Source organism: Aliivibrio sifiae, assembly GCF_002954715.1.
Lineage (GTDB): Bacteria > Pseudomonadota > Gammaproteobacteria > Enterobacterales > Vibrionaceae > Aliivibrio > Aliivibrio sifiae.
The window spans coordinates 340827-356008 of the sequence record NZ_MSCP01000002.1 but is presented as its reverse complement, the minus strand read 5'-3'; the positions used below and the strand labels follow the sequence as shown (position 1 = coordinate 356008).

The following is a 15182-nucleotide window of genomic DNA, read 5'->3' as shown; positions in this document are numbered from 1 at the left end:
ATTTATCAATGAATTATCAAAGCTAAAAAAACGTTATTAAATCCCCGTGGGCTATCTCCCACTACTCAATAATTGAACTTATTTATAACATTGTAAATTGTAAGGTTTAAATGTAACCAAATGTATCTTTCATTCAACCTGAGATGTTCTCATGAAAAAAATAATAACCAATTCTTTTATTATTGGCCTGCTTAGTTCTGTGTTTCTAAGCGGCTGTAATCAAGAGAAAGCACCTACAGCAGTCACCGCTTCACTCCCTAAAGTGAAGTCACTTGTAATTCAATCACAACCGATTACCCCACACTTGGAGTTTATTGGCCGAACTTCATCAGCAAGCAGTGTTGAAATTATTCCTCGCGTTGGCGGAGAACTTAAAGCCATTCATTTTAACGATGGTGACTTTGTAAAAAAAGGCGCACTCTTGTATGAAATTGATTCCCGTCAGTTTCATGCAACCGTTAACTCTGCAGAAGCCTCTTTAGAAAAAGCCAAAGCGACTTTAAAGATGACATCTAGCAATGCAAAACGCGCCGAACAATTAATAAAAGATAAAAGCATTAGTGCCCAGCAATATGACTCAGCCATCGCTAATTACACATCAGCAAAAGCTGATATCTCAGAAAAAAAAGCAGCTTTAAAATCCGCTCAACTCGATTTGGAATTCACTCGTATCTACGCTCCTTTCTCCGGTCGTCTTGGATTTTCTCGCTACAAAATTGGAGAGCAAGTGACGGCTTTATTGCCACCAAGTTCAACAATGAAAAACAGCTTGGTTTCATTAACAAAAGTCGATGTGATGAACTTTGATTTTAATGTCGATGAGAAGATTTATCGTCGTATTCGTAATGCTATCGACATTGTAAGAAATAAGAAAAAGAAACTTAATCTTGATATTCGCTTAACGCTATCTGATGGTTCTCTTTATGCTAAAAATGGAAAGATCTCTGCTGTTGGCAATAAAATCGACCCTTCTACCGGATCTATCCACGTTCAAGCTATTTTTGATAATACCGATTATGGGTTGATGCCTGGAGAATTTGGGAAAATCAAAATTAGCTTAAAAGAACGCACGGTTAATGGTTTATTGATCCCTCAATCTTCCATTCAGCAAGATCAAGCTGGGGACTACGTCATGCAAATTAATGATACGAGTATCATTGAACAACGATACGTCATTCTCGGCCAAGCTTATGGTACCAATAAAGCAGTAATTTCAGGATTAAATGAAGGAGACCGCATCGTAACTGAAGGTCTACAAAAAATCCGTTCAGGCATACAAGTTGAAGAATTACCTTCGGCAGAATAATGCAAAATTAGGATATCTATTATGTTAAGTAAATTTTTCATCTATCGACCTAAGTTTGCATTGGTAATCTCACTCGTCATGACGTTAATGGGCTTAATTGCCTTGAAGATTTTACCTATTGCAGAATACCCAGCAATTTCACCAACAGTTATTATTGTTAATACCGTATACCCAGGGGCGAATGCAAGCGTAGTTAAAAAGACGGTTGCTCAACCCTTAGAATCCAAAATTAATGGCGTAGAAGACATGATTTATATGTCGTCGAACATTGGTAATGATGGCAGCTATAGCTTGCGTGTGTATTTTCGTATTGGTGCTGATGGCGATATGGCACAGGTTCGAGTCAATAACTTAGTCTCTCAAGCAACATCAACCTTACCGCCAGAAGTGAAACAAATTGGTGTAACGGTTCGTAAAAAATCGTCGGATATCCTGGGTGTTGTGACGTTAAGCTCACCAAAAGGGACTTATGACAGTATTTATCTGTCGAATTATGCCGATCTTAATTTGGTTGAACGCCTAAAACGGCTTGAAGGCATGAGTGATATTACGTTACTAGGTAAGAAGTCTTACTCAATGCGTATCTGGCTGAACCCTAATAAGATGAGTACGTTAAACCTGACCTCTACCGATGTTATCGGAGCCATTAAATCCCAAAACATCCAAGTTGCCGCTGGGAAAATTGGAGGAATGCCAGCACCTGATCAACAACAAAATCAATACGTATTGCAAACAAAAGGACGTTTGAGTACGACTGCTGAGTTTGGTGGTATCGTGATCAGAGCAAACAAAGATGGCTCGATCATTCGATTGTCTGATGTTGCTCGTATCGAACTTGGAGCACAGGGGTATGAAGCCGACGGGCAACTGAATAACCAACCAGCAGCGGTAATGGCGTTATACCAATTACCCACTGCAAATGCTCTAGATGCTATGAGCAAAGTTAAAGCTGCAATGAAGCAATACAGCAAAACATTTCCGAATGATTTGGAATATAACATTGCGTATGACTCTACCGAATACGTAGAAGCCTCTATTGATGAAGTGTATGAAACTCTCATTATTGCGGCGCTACTCGTTGCCCTTGTCGTCTACGTTTTTTTACAAAACTTACGCGCTACTGCTATCCCGATTATCGCGATTCCAGTTTCGATTATTGCAACCTTTGCGGTAATGAACATGATGGGAATGACGATAAATACAATCTCACTCTTTGGCTTAATACTCGCTATCGGGATTGTAGTGGATGACGCGATCATTGTGGTCGAAAATGTAGAACGTATCATTCATGAAAAACACATGAAGCCGATCCCTGCTACTATTGAAGCAATGAAAGAAGTTACTGGGCCAGTACTTGCAACCACGTTAATCTTGTTGGCGGTATTTGTTCCTGTCGCTCTCTTGCCTGGTATATCAGGTAAAATGTTCAATCAGTTTGCGGTTACGATCTGTGTGTCGGTATTAATTTCAGCCATTAATGCACTAACTCTATCTCCTGCATTATGTGGTTTAATTTTAACGGATAAACACAGTGAGCCAGTCGCTCTACTTCGTGTCTTTAACCGAGGTTTTGAAGCATTAACAAAGAAATACCAATCTCTTGTAGGAATAATGAGTAAACGCTTATTCCTATCAAGCATTGTATATATGGCTCTAATTGGTACTTTAGCTTACACCTTTAGCACCGTTCCTACCGCATTTGTACCAAATGAAGATAAAGGTGCATTTATGGTAGAAATGCGCCTTCCTGATTCGGCATCATTGCAACGAACGATTCCAATTCTACAAGATTACACACGAGACCTATTAAAGATTGAAGGTGTAGAAGATGTAGTCTCTGTCAGTGGTTTTTCTTTGATCAACATGTCGGCAATACCAAATGCAGGAATGCTTATTATCAAACTAGATAATTGGGACCAACGTAAGGATCCGGCACGGCATCAACAAGCCTTGATGAATAAAGTTCGTCAAATGTTGAATTCAATACCTAATGCTAATGCATTGGTCTTTTCAACCCCCGCAATACGTGGAATGGGGTCTGTCGATGGGTTCAACTTTGTTCTGGAAGATAATTTAGGTCGAACACCTCAAGAACTCGCACGCACTACTCAAGATTTTGTCGCTAAAATAAACCAACTACCAGAAGTCGCCCGTGCCTTTTCTATTTTTAGAGCAAATGTACCGCAGCGCTTCATTGATGTTGATCGCGATAAAGCCATTTCAATGGGGATACCTTTGAGTGATATATTCCAAACGCTTCAAGCGCAACTAGGTGGTGCATACATCTCTGATTTCAATATTTACGGACGTTCTTTTCAAGTAAAAGTACAAGCAGAACAAGAATATCGAGACAGCACTGATGACATCAATAACCTTTATGTAAGAAGTAATACTGGAAAAATGGTCTCGTTAGGAACATTAGTCAAAATCAAACCTATCTTTGGGCCTGATTCACTAATGAACTACAACCTATTCGGCTCTGCAACAATCAATGGCGTTCCTGCACCAGGTTACAGTTCTGGTGATGTCGTTAATGCCATTGAAAAATTAGCAGAGAATGAATTACAAAAAGGGTATTCCTACGAATGGTCAGGCATGACATATCAAGAGCAAGAAGCCGGTAACGCTGCACCTATCGCATTTGCCTTATCATTATTATTTACTTATCTGTTCTTAGTTGCCCAATACGAAAGTTGGAGTATTCCAACAGCAGTAATGATGGCTGTACCCATTGCAATACTCGGTGCAATAGCAACTCTATTTGCTCTTGGTCAGCCGTTCGATTTATACGTTCAAATAGGCATTATTATTCTCATCGGGATGTCGGCCAAGGTCGCCATATTGATTGTAGAATTTGCCAAGGTATTACGTGAAGAAAAGGGGTACTCAATTATTGACGCGGCAAAAGAAGCAGCCCGATTACGTTTCAGAGCAGTACAAATGACTGCATTTGCCTTTATCTGGGGCGTATTCCCTCTTGTCATTGCTTCTGGTGCGGGGGCTGAATCTCGTCATTCATTGGGCTATGCCGTATTTGGCGGCATGATTTTATCGACCTTAGTCGGCACAATATTTACTCCGGTATTCTTTGTTGCTATGCAAACATTAAGGGAGAAGTTTAATCCAAAGAAAGAGTAAATAAATATCGTCTAAATATCACTTTAAACCTACATGGCTTATCCATGCCTTGTAGGTTTTTTGATTTAATCTTCAACTTTATCAGGCTACATAATGAATATTAAACATCTTATTTTGCTGTCTCTTTTATCTTCATCCGTATCTCACGCAGCAAGCACAATAAAAACGAATACTAAAAAACTCCCTGATGACCCAACCCGTGTCGTCACTGAATTAGGTGTAACTTATAGCGATAATTACGATACCAATAGTAATAGTTGGTCATTAACGGGGTCGATAGCCTTTGACCCTGTTAAAAAAATCAATGTGAGAATCAATGATGATGGCAGTGAGTGGCGCATTGGTGGTTCATGGTTATTTGACCTAGGGATCGTCAATTTTAACTTTGGTAAAAATGAATTCGATAATGGTAATACCCAAACAAATTACAGTGTTGGCACCTTCATACCACTAAGTTACTTTGGGTTTGAACCATTAGGCATTCAAATATTTCCTACTATTGGCTATAACTATAATGATGGTGAAGAAGTTTGTGATACTAACTCATCAATGAGTAAATGCTATGAAGCAACCCCAACTTTTGATGACACGTTCATGATGGTATCGGCCAACAATCAAAGTGGATATGTCGGTGCTTTTGCCTTAAAACCATTAACTCAAAAATTCACCTTAATAATGGCTACAGGAGCAGGAAAAGGAACGAATGATTACGATGCATGGTGGCTATTTGGAGGGCTAAGTTACAAAATTGCAGAGAAACAAACTCTAAGTACATTTACATACATGATTGATAATAACTATGGGCAAGAAAAACGCTTTGGTATCACTTATAAATACACTTTTAATTGATCGCCACATCCTTAGTTTTTATCATTGATCAAATGTAATCAATGCCCCCAAAGCGATAACTATATAATATTGCTGTGGGGCAATCCATAGGTGAGTAACATGGATACATTGCGTATTTATTCGTTTAAAACCATAACAAATACACATAAACGAAATGGGCATATCTCATTAAAGACGCTATCTACATGGAACAAAAAAATACCCATTATTGAACCCGTTTACTTTCAATGTAAAAAACAACATCATTTACTGCCATTGAAATAAATCTTTATTTTATCGTTAATTACCTATTGAAGAACATACCGTCATAGTTCCCTATAATGACTCTGATATCAATGGTTTAATTAGACAATGTCTCTTTGATTTCATCTGAACTAAAACCATGAGAATACAAATATGCATACGCTTTGCTTTTATCTTTTGAATTACTTAAATCAAAGCGTTTTTTATCTAATCTTGCTTGGCAGTTTTCATAAAAATCAATCGAACCGTCCATCTCTAGTTTTTCAATTTCTTCATCAAAATTAGATATATCGATCAGTTTCTGCTTTAGCTCTCGCTTAATAACCGACTTACCTTTTAGCTTACGAGCTAATTTTTCAATCTCTTTTACGATATCTGCTTTATCGGCTTTAATTTGCATTTTAGAAGGCAAAGCTGAAGCTATTGGATGAGATTTCATTGCTTCTCGAACGTCTGATGATTTAAAACCATATTTGGTTAACGTTGCATATAATTTATCATTCGATAATGAGTCTAAATTCATATTAGCCAAACGATTATTAAGTAATGCTATCTCGCACACTTCATCACGATTAGCAACGTATGAAATAGCCTCATTGATTACCGATTCATTAATCCCTTTCTCTCTTAACTTCGACAAAATAAACTGACTGCCTTTCTCGCCACTAAATGCCATTTCTACAAAGTTAATCGCAAAGTTTTTATCTGATTTTAAATAACCACGCCCGATGAGATCTTCAAGTACGGTATCAATCCACTCTTGATTATCCGTCTTAGCTACAAGTTTTTTTCTTAACTCATCAATGGTTCTGTCTTTCGCTTCAAGGTGATAAAAAGCACTGCCATATACATTATCAATGGTTTTTGCGGGTTTAACGGGACGTTGACTGAACATAAGAACCTCAATGGTAATTAGAAACACACGAACTCGAATCTAACGCATATAATAAGTAGATGCTATAGATGGGTTAAATAACCTTTCTCACTCGACGCATTTAACTTGCTTAACCACAATTACTAGCCAAGGTTTCTATCCCTTTTTCCATTTATCATTATTGACTAAATGAAGTTTATACTCCCCATATTTTCTGATATTAAATAAAAATTAGTTTATTTCTCGCCTTAACCTTGTCACTTCATTTGCTTTATTTAATGCACCTAACATTTGATTAAGGCGCAATTGAGTAACATTAGAAGGAGTTCGACTAAAAGGTGCTAATTGAGTACGCCTTACTGAAACAAACTCTCTTGGTTTTTTTCTATAAATAAAATAGCTACCGGCAATCGCTTCCAGCGATATATAACCAAATCGTTCATGTGTTTTTCGCACTCGCTGCTCAAACCTCTTCATAACTAAATATCGATTCCCCATAGAATAAAATGCCTAAAATAAAAAACGTATCTCGATGTTATCTCACCTAAAAATACATTTGATTAGCATTTAAATTAAAAATATTCTCAAGATGCTAAATTACCCATTGACCTTTCTTTAATGAACTTATCATGGTATTTCTAATCAATAACATATTACAAATTTTATAATCTATAAGGTATAAGATGATTCCTCTTGTTCATGTAAGAAATATCTCAAAAAGCTATTCAAACTCGAATCAAAACCAACAAGCTCTGAGTGATATAAGCTTTGATCTAAAAGCCGGACAAGTTCTTGGGCTTCTTGGTCATAACGGGGCAGGTAAATCGACTTTAATTAGCGCTCTATTAGGTACGCATCGATGCCAAGGTGAGATCCGTATTAATGGTTTACACCCTATCGATCAACATGCTGAATTAATGCAACATTTAGCCTATATTTCGGATGTTAATGTTTTACCTGAATGGATGAACGTAAAACAACTATTGAAATACACATCAGGCGTTCATCCTAGTTTTGATATTGATAAAGCAAAATCGGTTTTAAACAATACAAACATCAAACTCAATAGCAAAATTAACACATTGTCTAAAGGGATGAAGGTTCAGGTTCATTTGGCCATAGTTATTGCAACCGATACCAAAATTCTTATTTTAGATGAACCAACCTTAGGTTTAGATCTATTATATAGAGATACGTTTTATCAGCATCTAACCACTTGGTTTAATGCTGGCGAACGCTGCTTGATTATTGCAAGCCATGAGGTTTCTGAGATTGAGCACTTACTTACTGATGTATTGATATTAAAACAAGGAAAAGTCGTCAAACAAGACAATATGAATAACATCCAAAAAGGTACTTTAGCTGAACTTTTCATCGCTCTACAAAAGGAATCAATTTAATGCGCCCTGCACTTTTTATGCTTGAAAAAGAGCTAATTGAACACAGAACCGTTACTCGTGTTCCTCTGTTTATCCTTCTTTGCGGTGTGGTGCTTTTCATTAGCTTAATGATGAATACCAACCTACAAGATAACTTATTTATCTCAGTTCAAACCCAAGGCGATATTACGCCATTTTCAACTGAGTTTTCTAATGATTTACAAATGATGCTAAGTTTTATGGCTGGAATTTTATCTTTAGCATTAACAACAACGTATCTGTCGAAAACATTACGAAAAGAACGTAAGGAAGGTAGCTCAGCATTTTGGCGCAGTATGCCTGTATCGAGTCAATATACTCATGCGATAAAGTTGTGTTTTGGGTTAATTGTTATCCCACTTATTTTTTCATTGTTGGTATTAACTGCAAATTTATTTTTTTGGATAATCAGTATATCCAGTGACACGGTATTAGTGTTACTTCATGAACATACTTCATTTTTATCGATTATTACTAACTGGTTACAGTTCATGGGTCGTATGTTGCTTGTAAGCCTTGTTATGCTGCCCATTGCTGGACTGGTGCTTGCTATTTCACAAATAAATAATTCACCATTGATCGTCTTGTTTCTTGGTGGTTATGCATTAAAATTATTATCTACATGGGTATTAAATTGGGATGGCATTGCGGTATTTTTAACGCATATTTATCAAATACCAACGACCATTTTATTATCGAAAACGCCCTTAATGAGCTTCGCAAATGCTGGAATAGGTTTTCTTAGCCTTTATTCTATTATTGGTGCAATCGCACTGTTTGTTAGTGTTTCTCTTTATCGTACGACTGAAATTTCGTGGCAATCACTGAATCCAAATTGGATATTTAGAAAATAATTATCCAATAAAAAAAGGAGAACTCATGTGTTCTCCCTTTTTTTATCTCATGGAATTTATACTAAAACAGGTTTAGACCTTATGATTTACTGCTGAGTTAAACTCACTCAGAGGCATCGGTTTAAAATATAAAAAACCTTGATGTGAAGAGATATTCAAGTCATTCAAAATCTGTTTTTGATTTTGATTCTCAACCCCTTCAGCTACAAGTTTTATGTCCAAATTATTGGCAAGTAAGATAATATTTTCGAGTATCTTAAGTGATTGTCTATTCGTCTCAATATCATCAATAAATGATTTATCAATCTTAACAAAATCAAACTGGTAGTAGTTCAAATATTGCAATGATGAATACCCTGTCCCATAGTCATCCAACGCGAATTTAACCCCTATATCTCTGAATTTTTGCATGTACTGAATAATTTTATATCGGTCTTCAAATTCAGTCGATTCTGTAAACTCTAAGATCAGCGTAAACTTCTCAGACAGTGGTTTGCATAAATCGTATATCTCATCGTCATAAAGACAGCCTTCCGTTAAATTAACACTGATCCTTAGCTCATTTTTAGGCATATTTTGATAACACTCTCTCAACTGCATTAACAGTGATTTCGTCATCGCATTCATCAAACCAAACTTCTCTATTTTAGGAATAAACTCTAATGGAGAGATGATATTGCCTTTTTCAGTTATCCAACGAGCAAGTACTTCACCACCAACGATCTGCTCTTTACTATTAACCACTGGCTGAACAAATGGTTGAATTTTATGATTTTTTATTGCCTCATTTAATTTGTAATACTCTTTATTGAAGAAGACACTTTTTACTGAAATACCTTTTAGCAAAGCTAACACTAACAGTGAGAGCACAATAATGAGTCGATTATCAACCAAATAAGATTTAATTGACGCCCATGTGTCGTATTTAAGTAGAATTAAAAAATCATACTTACTTGATGGGTATTCCTCTTCACCATTTGAAGCGTGAACACCAAACTGGTTATCTTTTGATATCGTATATTCTCGGTTAGATAAAGTTACGTTTCCCACACGGCTTTCTTCTAAATGAAAAGGGATCCCTTTCATGAAGAATTGAATGCCATTGGCTTTATCATAACGATGATAATAAGAGATACTTGGCAGACCTGTTAAGGTGTTTTTTTCTTTTATGTAAATCTCTTTTTCTGGCGTTACTTTTTTAGATATATTCATTCCAACAATCGAGCTGCAATAATATTTGCCATTTCTAATGACAGAAATGCTATTAATCGTTGGATTCAATGCCACAATTTTTTGCAAAGGGATCATCATCTCTTGGCAGGTTTTGTCTTTTAAATAGCTCAACGTTTCAACTGTACTTTTCGCTTTATCAAATTTAGATTCAATTTTAGCTACGGTCCCTTTAACATTATGTTCAACGTATTTTTTGTAGTCAGCAAAGATTACGTATTTAGAAACCATAAATATAATAAAAACACAGATTATGTATCTATTAACAATAAATTTCATTTATTTGCACCTTCCAGTACAGTCACTCTGTTTTTTCCAGAATGTTTTGATTGATACAAGGCTGTATCGGCCAATTTCAATGCTTTTTTAAAAGATGACGCGTTACCTACTGTCGCGCCAATTGACACGGTTACTTTCATTCCTGCAATCGTTCCTGTTGCTATGGAGTGCCTAATTGCTTCAGTACGATTTATTAAGCCTTCGTATGAGATATTATTTAATACAATAACAAACTCTTCTCCGCCCCAACGAATCGCTAAATCATGACGTCTTATGTTTTTTTGTAACCGCCTACATACTTCTTTAATAACCAAATCACCTTTAAAGTGACCAAATTGATCATTAATGAATTTAAAATTATCAATATCAACAATAATGACTGATTTTCCTGACGTTCGATTTAATTTCACTTCATGAAAATCACGACGATATAAACCCGTCATTTGATCAATAGTAAAGTAATTAATCAACCGAAATAATGCGATTTCAAGTAAGCAGAAGAGACTTGTCATAAATAAAGAAAACACAGCACTAATTAATAAGATGTTTTTCACATTTATTGACAGTGTTAACTCTCCATCTATTGGTGTGCAAGGTATCTCAATTGTTTCTTCTGATCCCAAAGAAGTACTCGAACCGTCACTATAATCTAAAAAACTGTTTCTCTTTTCATTAAATGTCTCTAGCCAATGAGTAAACATTGACGCTTTAACATCAAGGACAAACATCGCGCTAATTTCTTTATTGACATAAATAGGATAAAAAACACTTCTTATTTTTTTCTCTGAAAACTGCTCTATATATGGTTCTGTTAATTTTAAATCACACTGCGTAAACGCTTGATAAGTTGTCGGCATGTTTTCATTGCTTAATATTCGGCTTATTCCATTCTTATCAAAACCAAATTCAGAATTTAGAGACAAATGCACTTCATGTAACGGCTTAAAATGAGCCGTATTCGCGTTTAATTCTGACTGTTGTAATACTGCGATGCTCCAATAATCATTACCAATATAACGCTTAATTTCTGTCTCTAACAAGTTAATCCCTGATGATAATCTCTTCACCTTGCTGTCTTGATTAACGATGACAGAAACCATATCAATGGTATAAGTGCCTTGAGGTAATAGCACTGTTTTTGTATTTAAATAAAAAGGAGTAACCTTTCTTATCGTGTCATATAGTTTAGTTATTTTCTCATGGAATTCCATATTAAAAGAATTCGCTTCTAAACGATTATATTGATACAAACCATAAAAAGACAATAAGAATATACATAAAAAGAATTTCAAATAGACATGCTTAATATTAAATTTATTCTTCGCCATATTCATTCTTATGTATGGTTACTTGATTACGCCCCGAGGCTTTTGATTCATACAGCGCAATATCTGCTCGCTGTATTGCATCAATCATTAACTCAGATTTCTTTTGTTCTACCCCACCTAAAGATATGGTGATAGCCATATTCTTTATCAAAATAGACTCTATACATAATCGTAATGCTTCTGATTTTTTAGCAAAATCACTCTGATTCATATCAAAAAATATAATAACAAACTCTTCACCACCCCAACGAATAGCAATATCTTCTGTTCGAATGTTATTACGAAGACGTCGAGTTACCTCTTTTATGACACTATCACCAACATCATGACCATGAGTGTCATTTACATACTTAAAGTTATCAATATCAACCATTAACACATGAGTATTCTCTAGTTGATCGAGCTCTAAATCATAATAATCTCGACGATAAAAGCTCGTCATTCGATCGCAACGTCTAATCATTTCAATTTTCAAATAACAGTAATACAAAAAGAACGCCAGAAAAAATATCGTGATGGTTATATACAAACTAACCAAAAACACGTCGACAATATTAATACTAACGCTGTGAATTATATCTTGCGCGGTATAAGGGCGGTTAATGTTAAAAGTAAACCAACCTAATCCTGGTTTATTATTAATAAACACCCATTTACTTTCATTAAATTCTTCAACGATACAGTCATTTAACCCCTCTTTAATATCAACGATAACAAGAGAGACTAATCTAGTATCTAGGTAAATAGGGTAAATAATTGAATTAATTCTTTCGCTTGTCCATTGCTCTTTATACACCTCAGTAACTCTAATATCATCTTCATGAAAGCCTTTGTATCTCTCTTCTATGTTTTCTAATTTTACAATACGGTCTAACATCAAAGAGTCATGTAATGATTTATCATTAAAAGAGACATAATTATCTCTTAATGGTTTGAAATAAGAGTTACCTGTATTTTGGTCATGCAATTTTTCAATAACTGCTATTGTCCATAAATACTTGTTATCAATAACTTCTGATAAGCTTTGATATAACAATGTTATCGCAGGTGACAATACCTTCACTGTCCCTGTTTTATTCACGATTATTCCGACATTGTTAATGTCGTGAATACCTTCATTAAGTTGAATTTCATTTGCGTTAATATAATAACCATGAAAACGCTTCGTGATATCAATAATTTCTTGATATTTAATACTTATTCTCTTTTCTAAAAGAGGAACAGATAAGATATTATAATATAATAAAGAAAGAAAAACCCCTGTTAGAAGAACAGAAAACGCCCCCACTTTATAGTATTTAAATAAACCAATTTTATTCATTAGATAACTTATACATTATTTTTAATGCAAAACTAAAGATGCGATTAACTTATATAAGTAATGCACCCATCAATGAAAGCAATGTTCTATTCCTTTATTGGCTTTCAGTATCTCCTATACCAAATTTTTTACCGTCTTATTCGTATTATTTATAGAAAATGAGTAATTAATAGCCTCATTAAAACGGTTATGATTCAATTAACCATAACCGCTTAGTTATCAATACTAGGCTTAAAAAAGAAAGAAAAGCCTTTTTGGATGCTGCCTTATTTTAAATACGAGTTACTCGAACTTTACTCGCTCTATTGTTATCAATCGACAGCACTTCGAAATTCCATTCTTGATATTGAATAACTTCCCCTACCACTGGAACTTTGCTTGTTAACCACATAAACATACCTGTTAATGTTTGGTAATCTGCCTCTTTTTCTTCAGGCAAGGCGCTTAAATTTAAAGTGTCTTTCAGTACTGTCGTTGGGATTGAGCCATCTAAGATCCATTCTTCTTCTGAAATCTGATCTGCCCATGAATCATTCGGATTTTCTGATTTAAATTCACCCGCAAGTGCTTCTAATAGGTCTTTTTGAGTCACTATGCCTTGAGCATCACCGTATTCATCCACAACAAGTGCAATTTCTTCACCTGTTGTTCGTAGTAATTCAAGTAATTGGCTACCTACTTTATTCTCTAAAATAGTTAGACATGGTAATAGATTGCGCATTAACCACTTAGTACGATGCTCTTGGTGAGAGGCTTTTAGTAAGAATCGAGAAGTGGTAAAACCTAATACATTATCCATTCCACCACGTGTAACTGGATAAATAGAATAATCTGAACGTAATAACTTAGGTAAGTTTTCATCCCATGATTGCTCTGTATCAAAATAGACTAACTCGCTTCTTGGCGTCATTAACGAAGCCACTTTTCTATCATCCAAATGGAAGATATTACGCATCATGCTGTGTTCTTGCTTTTCAATCACACCTTGCTCTGAACCTTCATGCAATAACGCATGAATGTCATCTTCTGTAATAGACGCTTCATCAGAACTAGAGCGTCCTAATAAACGCAAAATGGCATCTGTTGAAATCGATAGTAAGAATACAAATGGTCTTGATATCGAAGCTAACAAACCAATAGGAGCAGCAATAAGAGTTGATATGCGTTCAGCATGGAATTGAGCGATACGTTTTGGTACCAATTCACCGACAACAATCGATACATAAGTAATAATAACAACGGTTGAGATCGTTGAAATGGTTGGTGCAAGATTTACAGGCACACCTATGGATATAATCAATTCTGATAATGGCCCAGCAAGAGCGGCTTCACCTAAAATACCGTTAAGAATACCAATGACGGTAATACCTATTTGTACAGTAGATAAAAATTGTGTCGGATCTTCACCCAACTTTATCGCTTTTGCAGCAGATTTACTGCCTTCTGCGGCTAATTTTTGTAATCGACTTTTTTTTGCTGTCATCAGTGCAATTTCTGACATAGCAAACACACCATTAATCACAATTAAAAAAAGTAAAATGGCAATATCCAATGTAAACCTCTAAATAATAAATAGACAATTACAACAACAATACGCTGTAATTTTATATCCTTATATTCCTGATTTACGATAAGGTCAATAACTATGTTGACCTTATTTTAAGCAATAACTAAAATTTTATACATTTAGATATTAAATAACTTAACTTGTTCATTATTAAGGTTAAGTATTCATTACATGACTTAATTACCATCAAGTCGCTTGATAAACTTAGCTGGAGCCCCTCCATAGAGGCAATCAGACGGTATATCGTGATTAACCACTGAGTTGGCCGCAATAACAGATCGAGCCCCAATAGTGACACCTTGGTTAATTACTACACTACCCCCAATCCATACATCGTCTTCAACTACGATAGGTTTACAGAACGTTTCCCAACGTCGACGACTTTGATAATCCAATGAATGTGAGGCGGTATAAAATTGCACATTTGGAGCGACTAATACGTTATTCCCTATCGTAATAGGTGCACCATCAAGCATGATCACATTCATATTAATAAAGGTTTGAGCGCCGATTGAGATATTTTTTCCAAACTCACATGAAAATGGAGATTGAATAACACTATGACCAAACTCATTAAATAAGTCACTTAGTAATTCGGCACGTTGATCTTTCCCTTCTGCTTGATTAAATGCAGATAAGGTCTGAGCTGCACGAGTTCTAATGGTATCTATCTCAAGATCGCCACCATTAAATATCTCTCCATTTATCATTTTCTCAAACTCTGTCATTTTCTTTCCTTAAATAAAAAATCGAATAGACCTATCTCTAAGTCTAT

At 35.4% G+C, this 15182-nt stretch carries 12 protein-coding genes; 5 read left to right on the top strand and 7 right to left on the bottom strand.

The genetic code is table 11. From position 1 onward, the window contains the following. The first annotated feature begins 151 nt into the window (after positions 1–151). The 3 genes from BTO23_RS12940 (at position 152) to BTO23_RS12930 (ending at position 5293) form a co-directional block, all read left to right on the top strand. A complete protein-coding gene (locus tag BTO23_RS12940; protein ID WP_105063719.1) occupies positions 152–1306 on the top strand; it encodes an efflux RND transporter periplasmic adaptor subunit in 1155 nt (384 codons plus the stop codon). A 21-nt stretch (positions 1307–1327) separates the two neighbouring features. Further along, positions 1328–4444: an efflux RND transporter permease subunit gene (locus tag BTO23_RS12935; protein WP_105063718.1), complete on the top strand. Its 3117-nt coding sequence runs from the start codon at positions 1328–1330 to the stop codon at positions 4442–4444. A 93-nt stretch (positions 4445–4537) separates the two neighbouring features. Beyond that, complete coding sequence (locus tag BTO23_RS12930) at positions 4538–5293, top strand: hypothetical protein (RefSeq protein ID WP_105063717.1); 756 nt, start codon at positions 4538–4540, stop codon at positions 5291–5293. Between the two features lie 340 nt (positions 5294–5633). Here BTO23_RS12930 and BTO23_RS12925 read toward each other — a convergent pair whose 3' ends face one another. Further along, positions 5634–6431, bottom strand: a complete 798-nt coding sequence (locus BTO23_RS12925; protein ID WP_105063716.1) for a RecX family transcriptional regulator — start codon at positions 6429–6431, stop codon at positions 5634–5636. Between the two features lie 210 nt (positions 6432–6641). After that, positions 6642–6866 carry a hypothetical protein gene (locus BTO23_RS12920; RefSeq protein ID WP_146107794.1) on the bottom strand — a complete coding sequence of 75 codons (225 nt, stop codon included), beginning with the start codon at positions 6864–6866 and terminating at the stop codon, positions 6642–6644. Positions 6867–7093: 227 nt separating this feature from the next. Here BTO23_RS12920 and BTO23_RS12915 point away from each other — a divergent pair, with 227 nt between their 5' ends. After that, positions 7094–7810 (top strand): ABC transporter ATP-binding protein, encoded by a 717-nt coding sequence (locus BTO23_RS12915; protein ID WP_060992138.1) that lies wholly within the window; start codon positions 7094–7096, stop codon positions 7808–7810. Beyond that, positions 7810–8682 (top strand): hypothetical protein, encoded by an 873-nt coding sequence (locus BTO23_RS12910; RefSeq protein ID WP_061003601.1) that lies wholly within the window; start codon positions 7810–7812, stop codon positions 8680–8682. Before BTO23_RS12915 ends, BTO23_RS12910 begins: the two co-directional genes overlap by 1 nt. 72 nt (positions 8683–8754) lie before the next feature. Here the strand turns inward: BTO23_RS12910 and BTO23_RS12905 are convergent, their stop codons facing one another. The 5 genes from BTO23_RS12905 to BTO23_RS12885 form a co-directional block, all read right to left on the bottom strand. Then, entirely contained in the window at positions 8755–10191 is a 1437-nt protein-coding gene (locus tag BTO23_RS12905; RefSeq protein ID WP_061003599.1) for an EAL domain-containing protein, read from the bottom strand. Further along, complete coding sequence (locus BTO23_RS12900; RefSeq protein WP_105063715.1) at positions 10188–11519, bottom strand: GGDEF domain-containing protein; 1332 nt, start codon at positions 11517–11519, stop codon at positions 10188–10190. Before BTO23_RS12900 ends, BTO23_RS12905 begins: the two co-directional genes overlap by 4 nt. Next, the gene (locus BTO23_RS12895; RefSeq protein WP_105063714.1) at positions 11506–12840 is read right to left on the bottom strand and encodes a GGDEF domain-containing protein; all 1335 of its coding nucleotides are present in this window, start codon (positions 12838–12840) and stop codon (positions 11506–11508) included. Before BTO23_RS12895 ends, BTO23_RS12900 begins: the two co-directional genes overlap by 14 nt. A gap of 271 nt (positions 12841–13111) precedes the next feature. Next, a complete protein-coding gene (locus BTO23_RS12890) occupies positions 13112–14392 on the bottom strand; it encodes a hemolysin family protein (protein ID WP_105063713.1) in 1281 nt (426 codons plus the stop codon). A 191-nt stretch (positions 14393–14583) separates the two neighbouring features. Beyond that, positions 14584–15135, bottom strand: coding sequence for a sugar O-acetyltransferase (locus tag BTO23_RS12885; RefSeq protein WP_061003593.1), 552 nt, complete (start codon positions 15133–15135; stop codon positions 14584–14586). Positions 15136–15182 lie beyond the last annotated feature (47 nt).

Excerpts from the sequence above, each read along its gene's own strand:
- BTO23_RS12895 (WP_105063714.1), bottom strand. The coding sequence starts at position 12,840 with ATGAATAAAATTGGTTTATTTAAATACTATAAAGTGGGGGCGTTTTCT.
- BTO23_RS12925 (WP_105063716.1), bottom strand. The coding sequence starts at position 6,431 with ATGTTCAGTCAACGTCCCGTTAAACCCGCAAAAACCATTGATAATGTA.
- BTO23_RS12935 (WP_105063718.1), top strand. The coding sequence starts at position 1,328 with ATGTTAAGTAAATTTTTCATCTATCGACCTAAGTTTGCATTGGTAATC.
- BTO23_RS12900 (WP_105063715.1), bottom strand. The coding sequence starts at position 11,519 with ATGGCGAAGAATAAATTTAATATTAAGCATGTCTATTTGAAATTCTTT.
- BTO23_RS12915 (WP_060992138.1), top strand. The coding sequence starts at position 7,094 with ATGATTCCTCTTGTTCATGTAAGAAATATCTCAAAAAGCTATTCAAAC.
- BTO23_RS12910 (WP_061003601.1), top strand. The coding sequence starts at position 7,810 with ATGCGCCCTGCACTTTTTATGCTTGAAAAAGAGCTAATTGAACACAGA.
- BTO23_RS12930 (WP_105063717.1), top strand. The coding sequence starts at position 4,538 with ATGAATATTAAACATCTTATTTTGCTGTCTCTTTTATCTTCATCCGTA.
- BTO23_RS12940 (WP_105063719.1), top strand. The coding sequence starts at position 152 with ATGAAAAAAATAATAACCAATTCTTTTATTATTGGCCTGCTTAGTTCT.
- BTO23_RS12885 (WP_061003593.1), bottom strand. The coding sequence starts at position 15,135 with ATGACAGAGTTTGAGAAAATGATAAATGGAGAGATATTTAATGGTGGC.
- BTO23_RS12905 (WP_061003599.1), bottom strand. The coding sequence starts at position 10,191 with ATGAAATTTATTGTTAATAGATACATAATCTGTGTTTTTATTATATTT.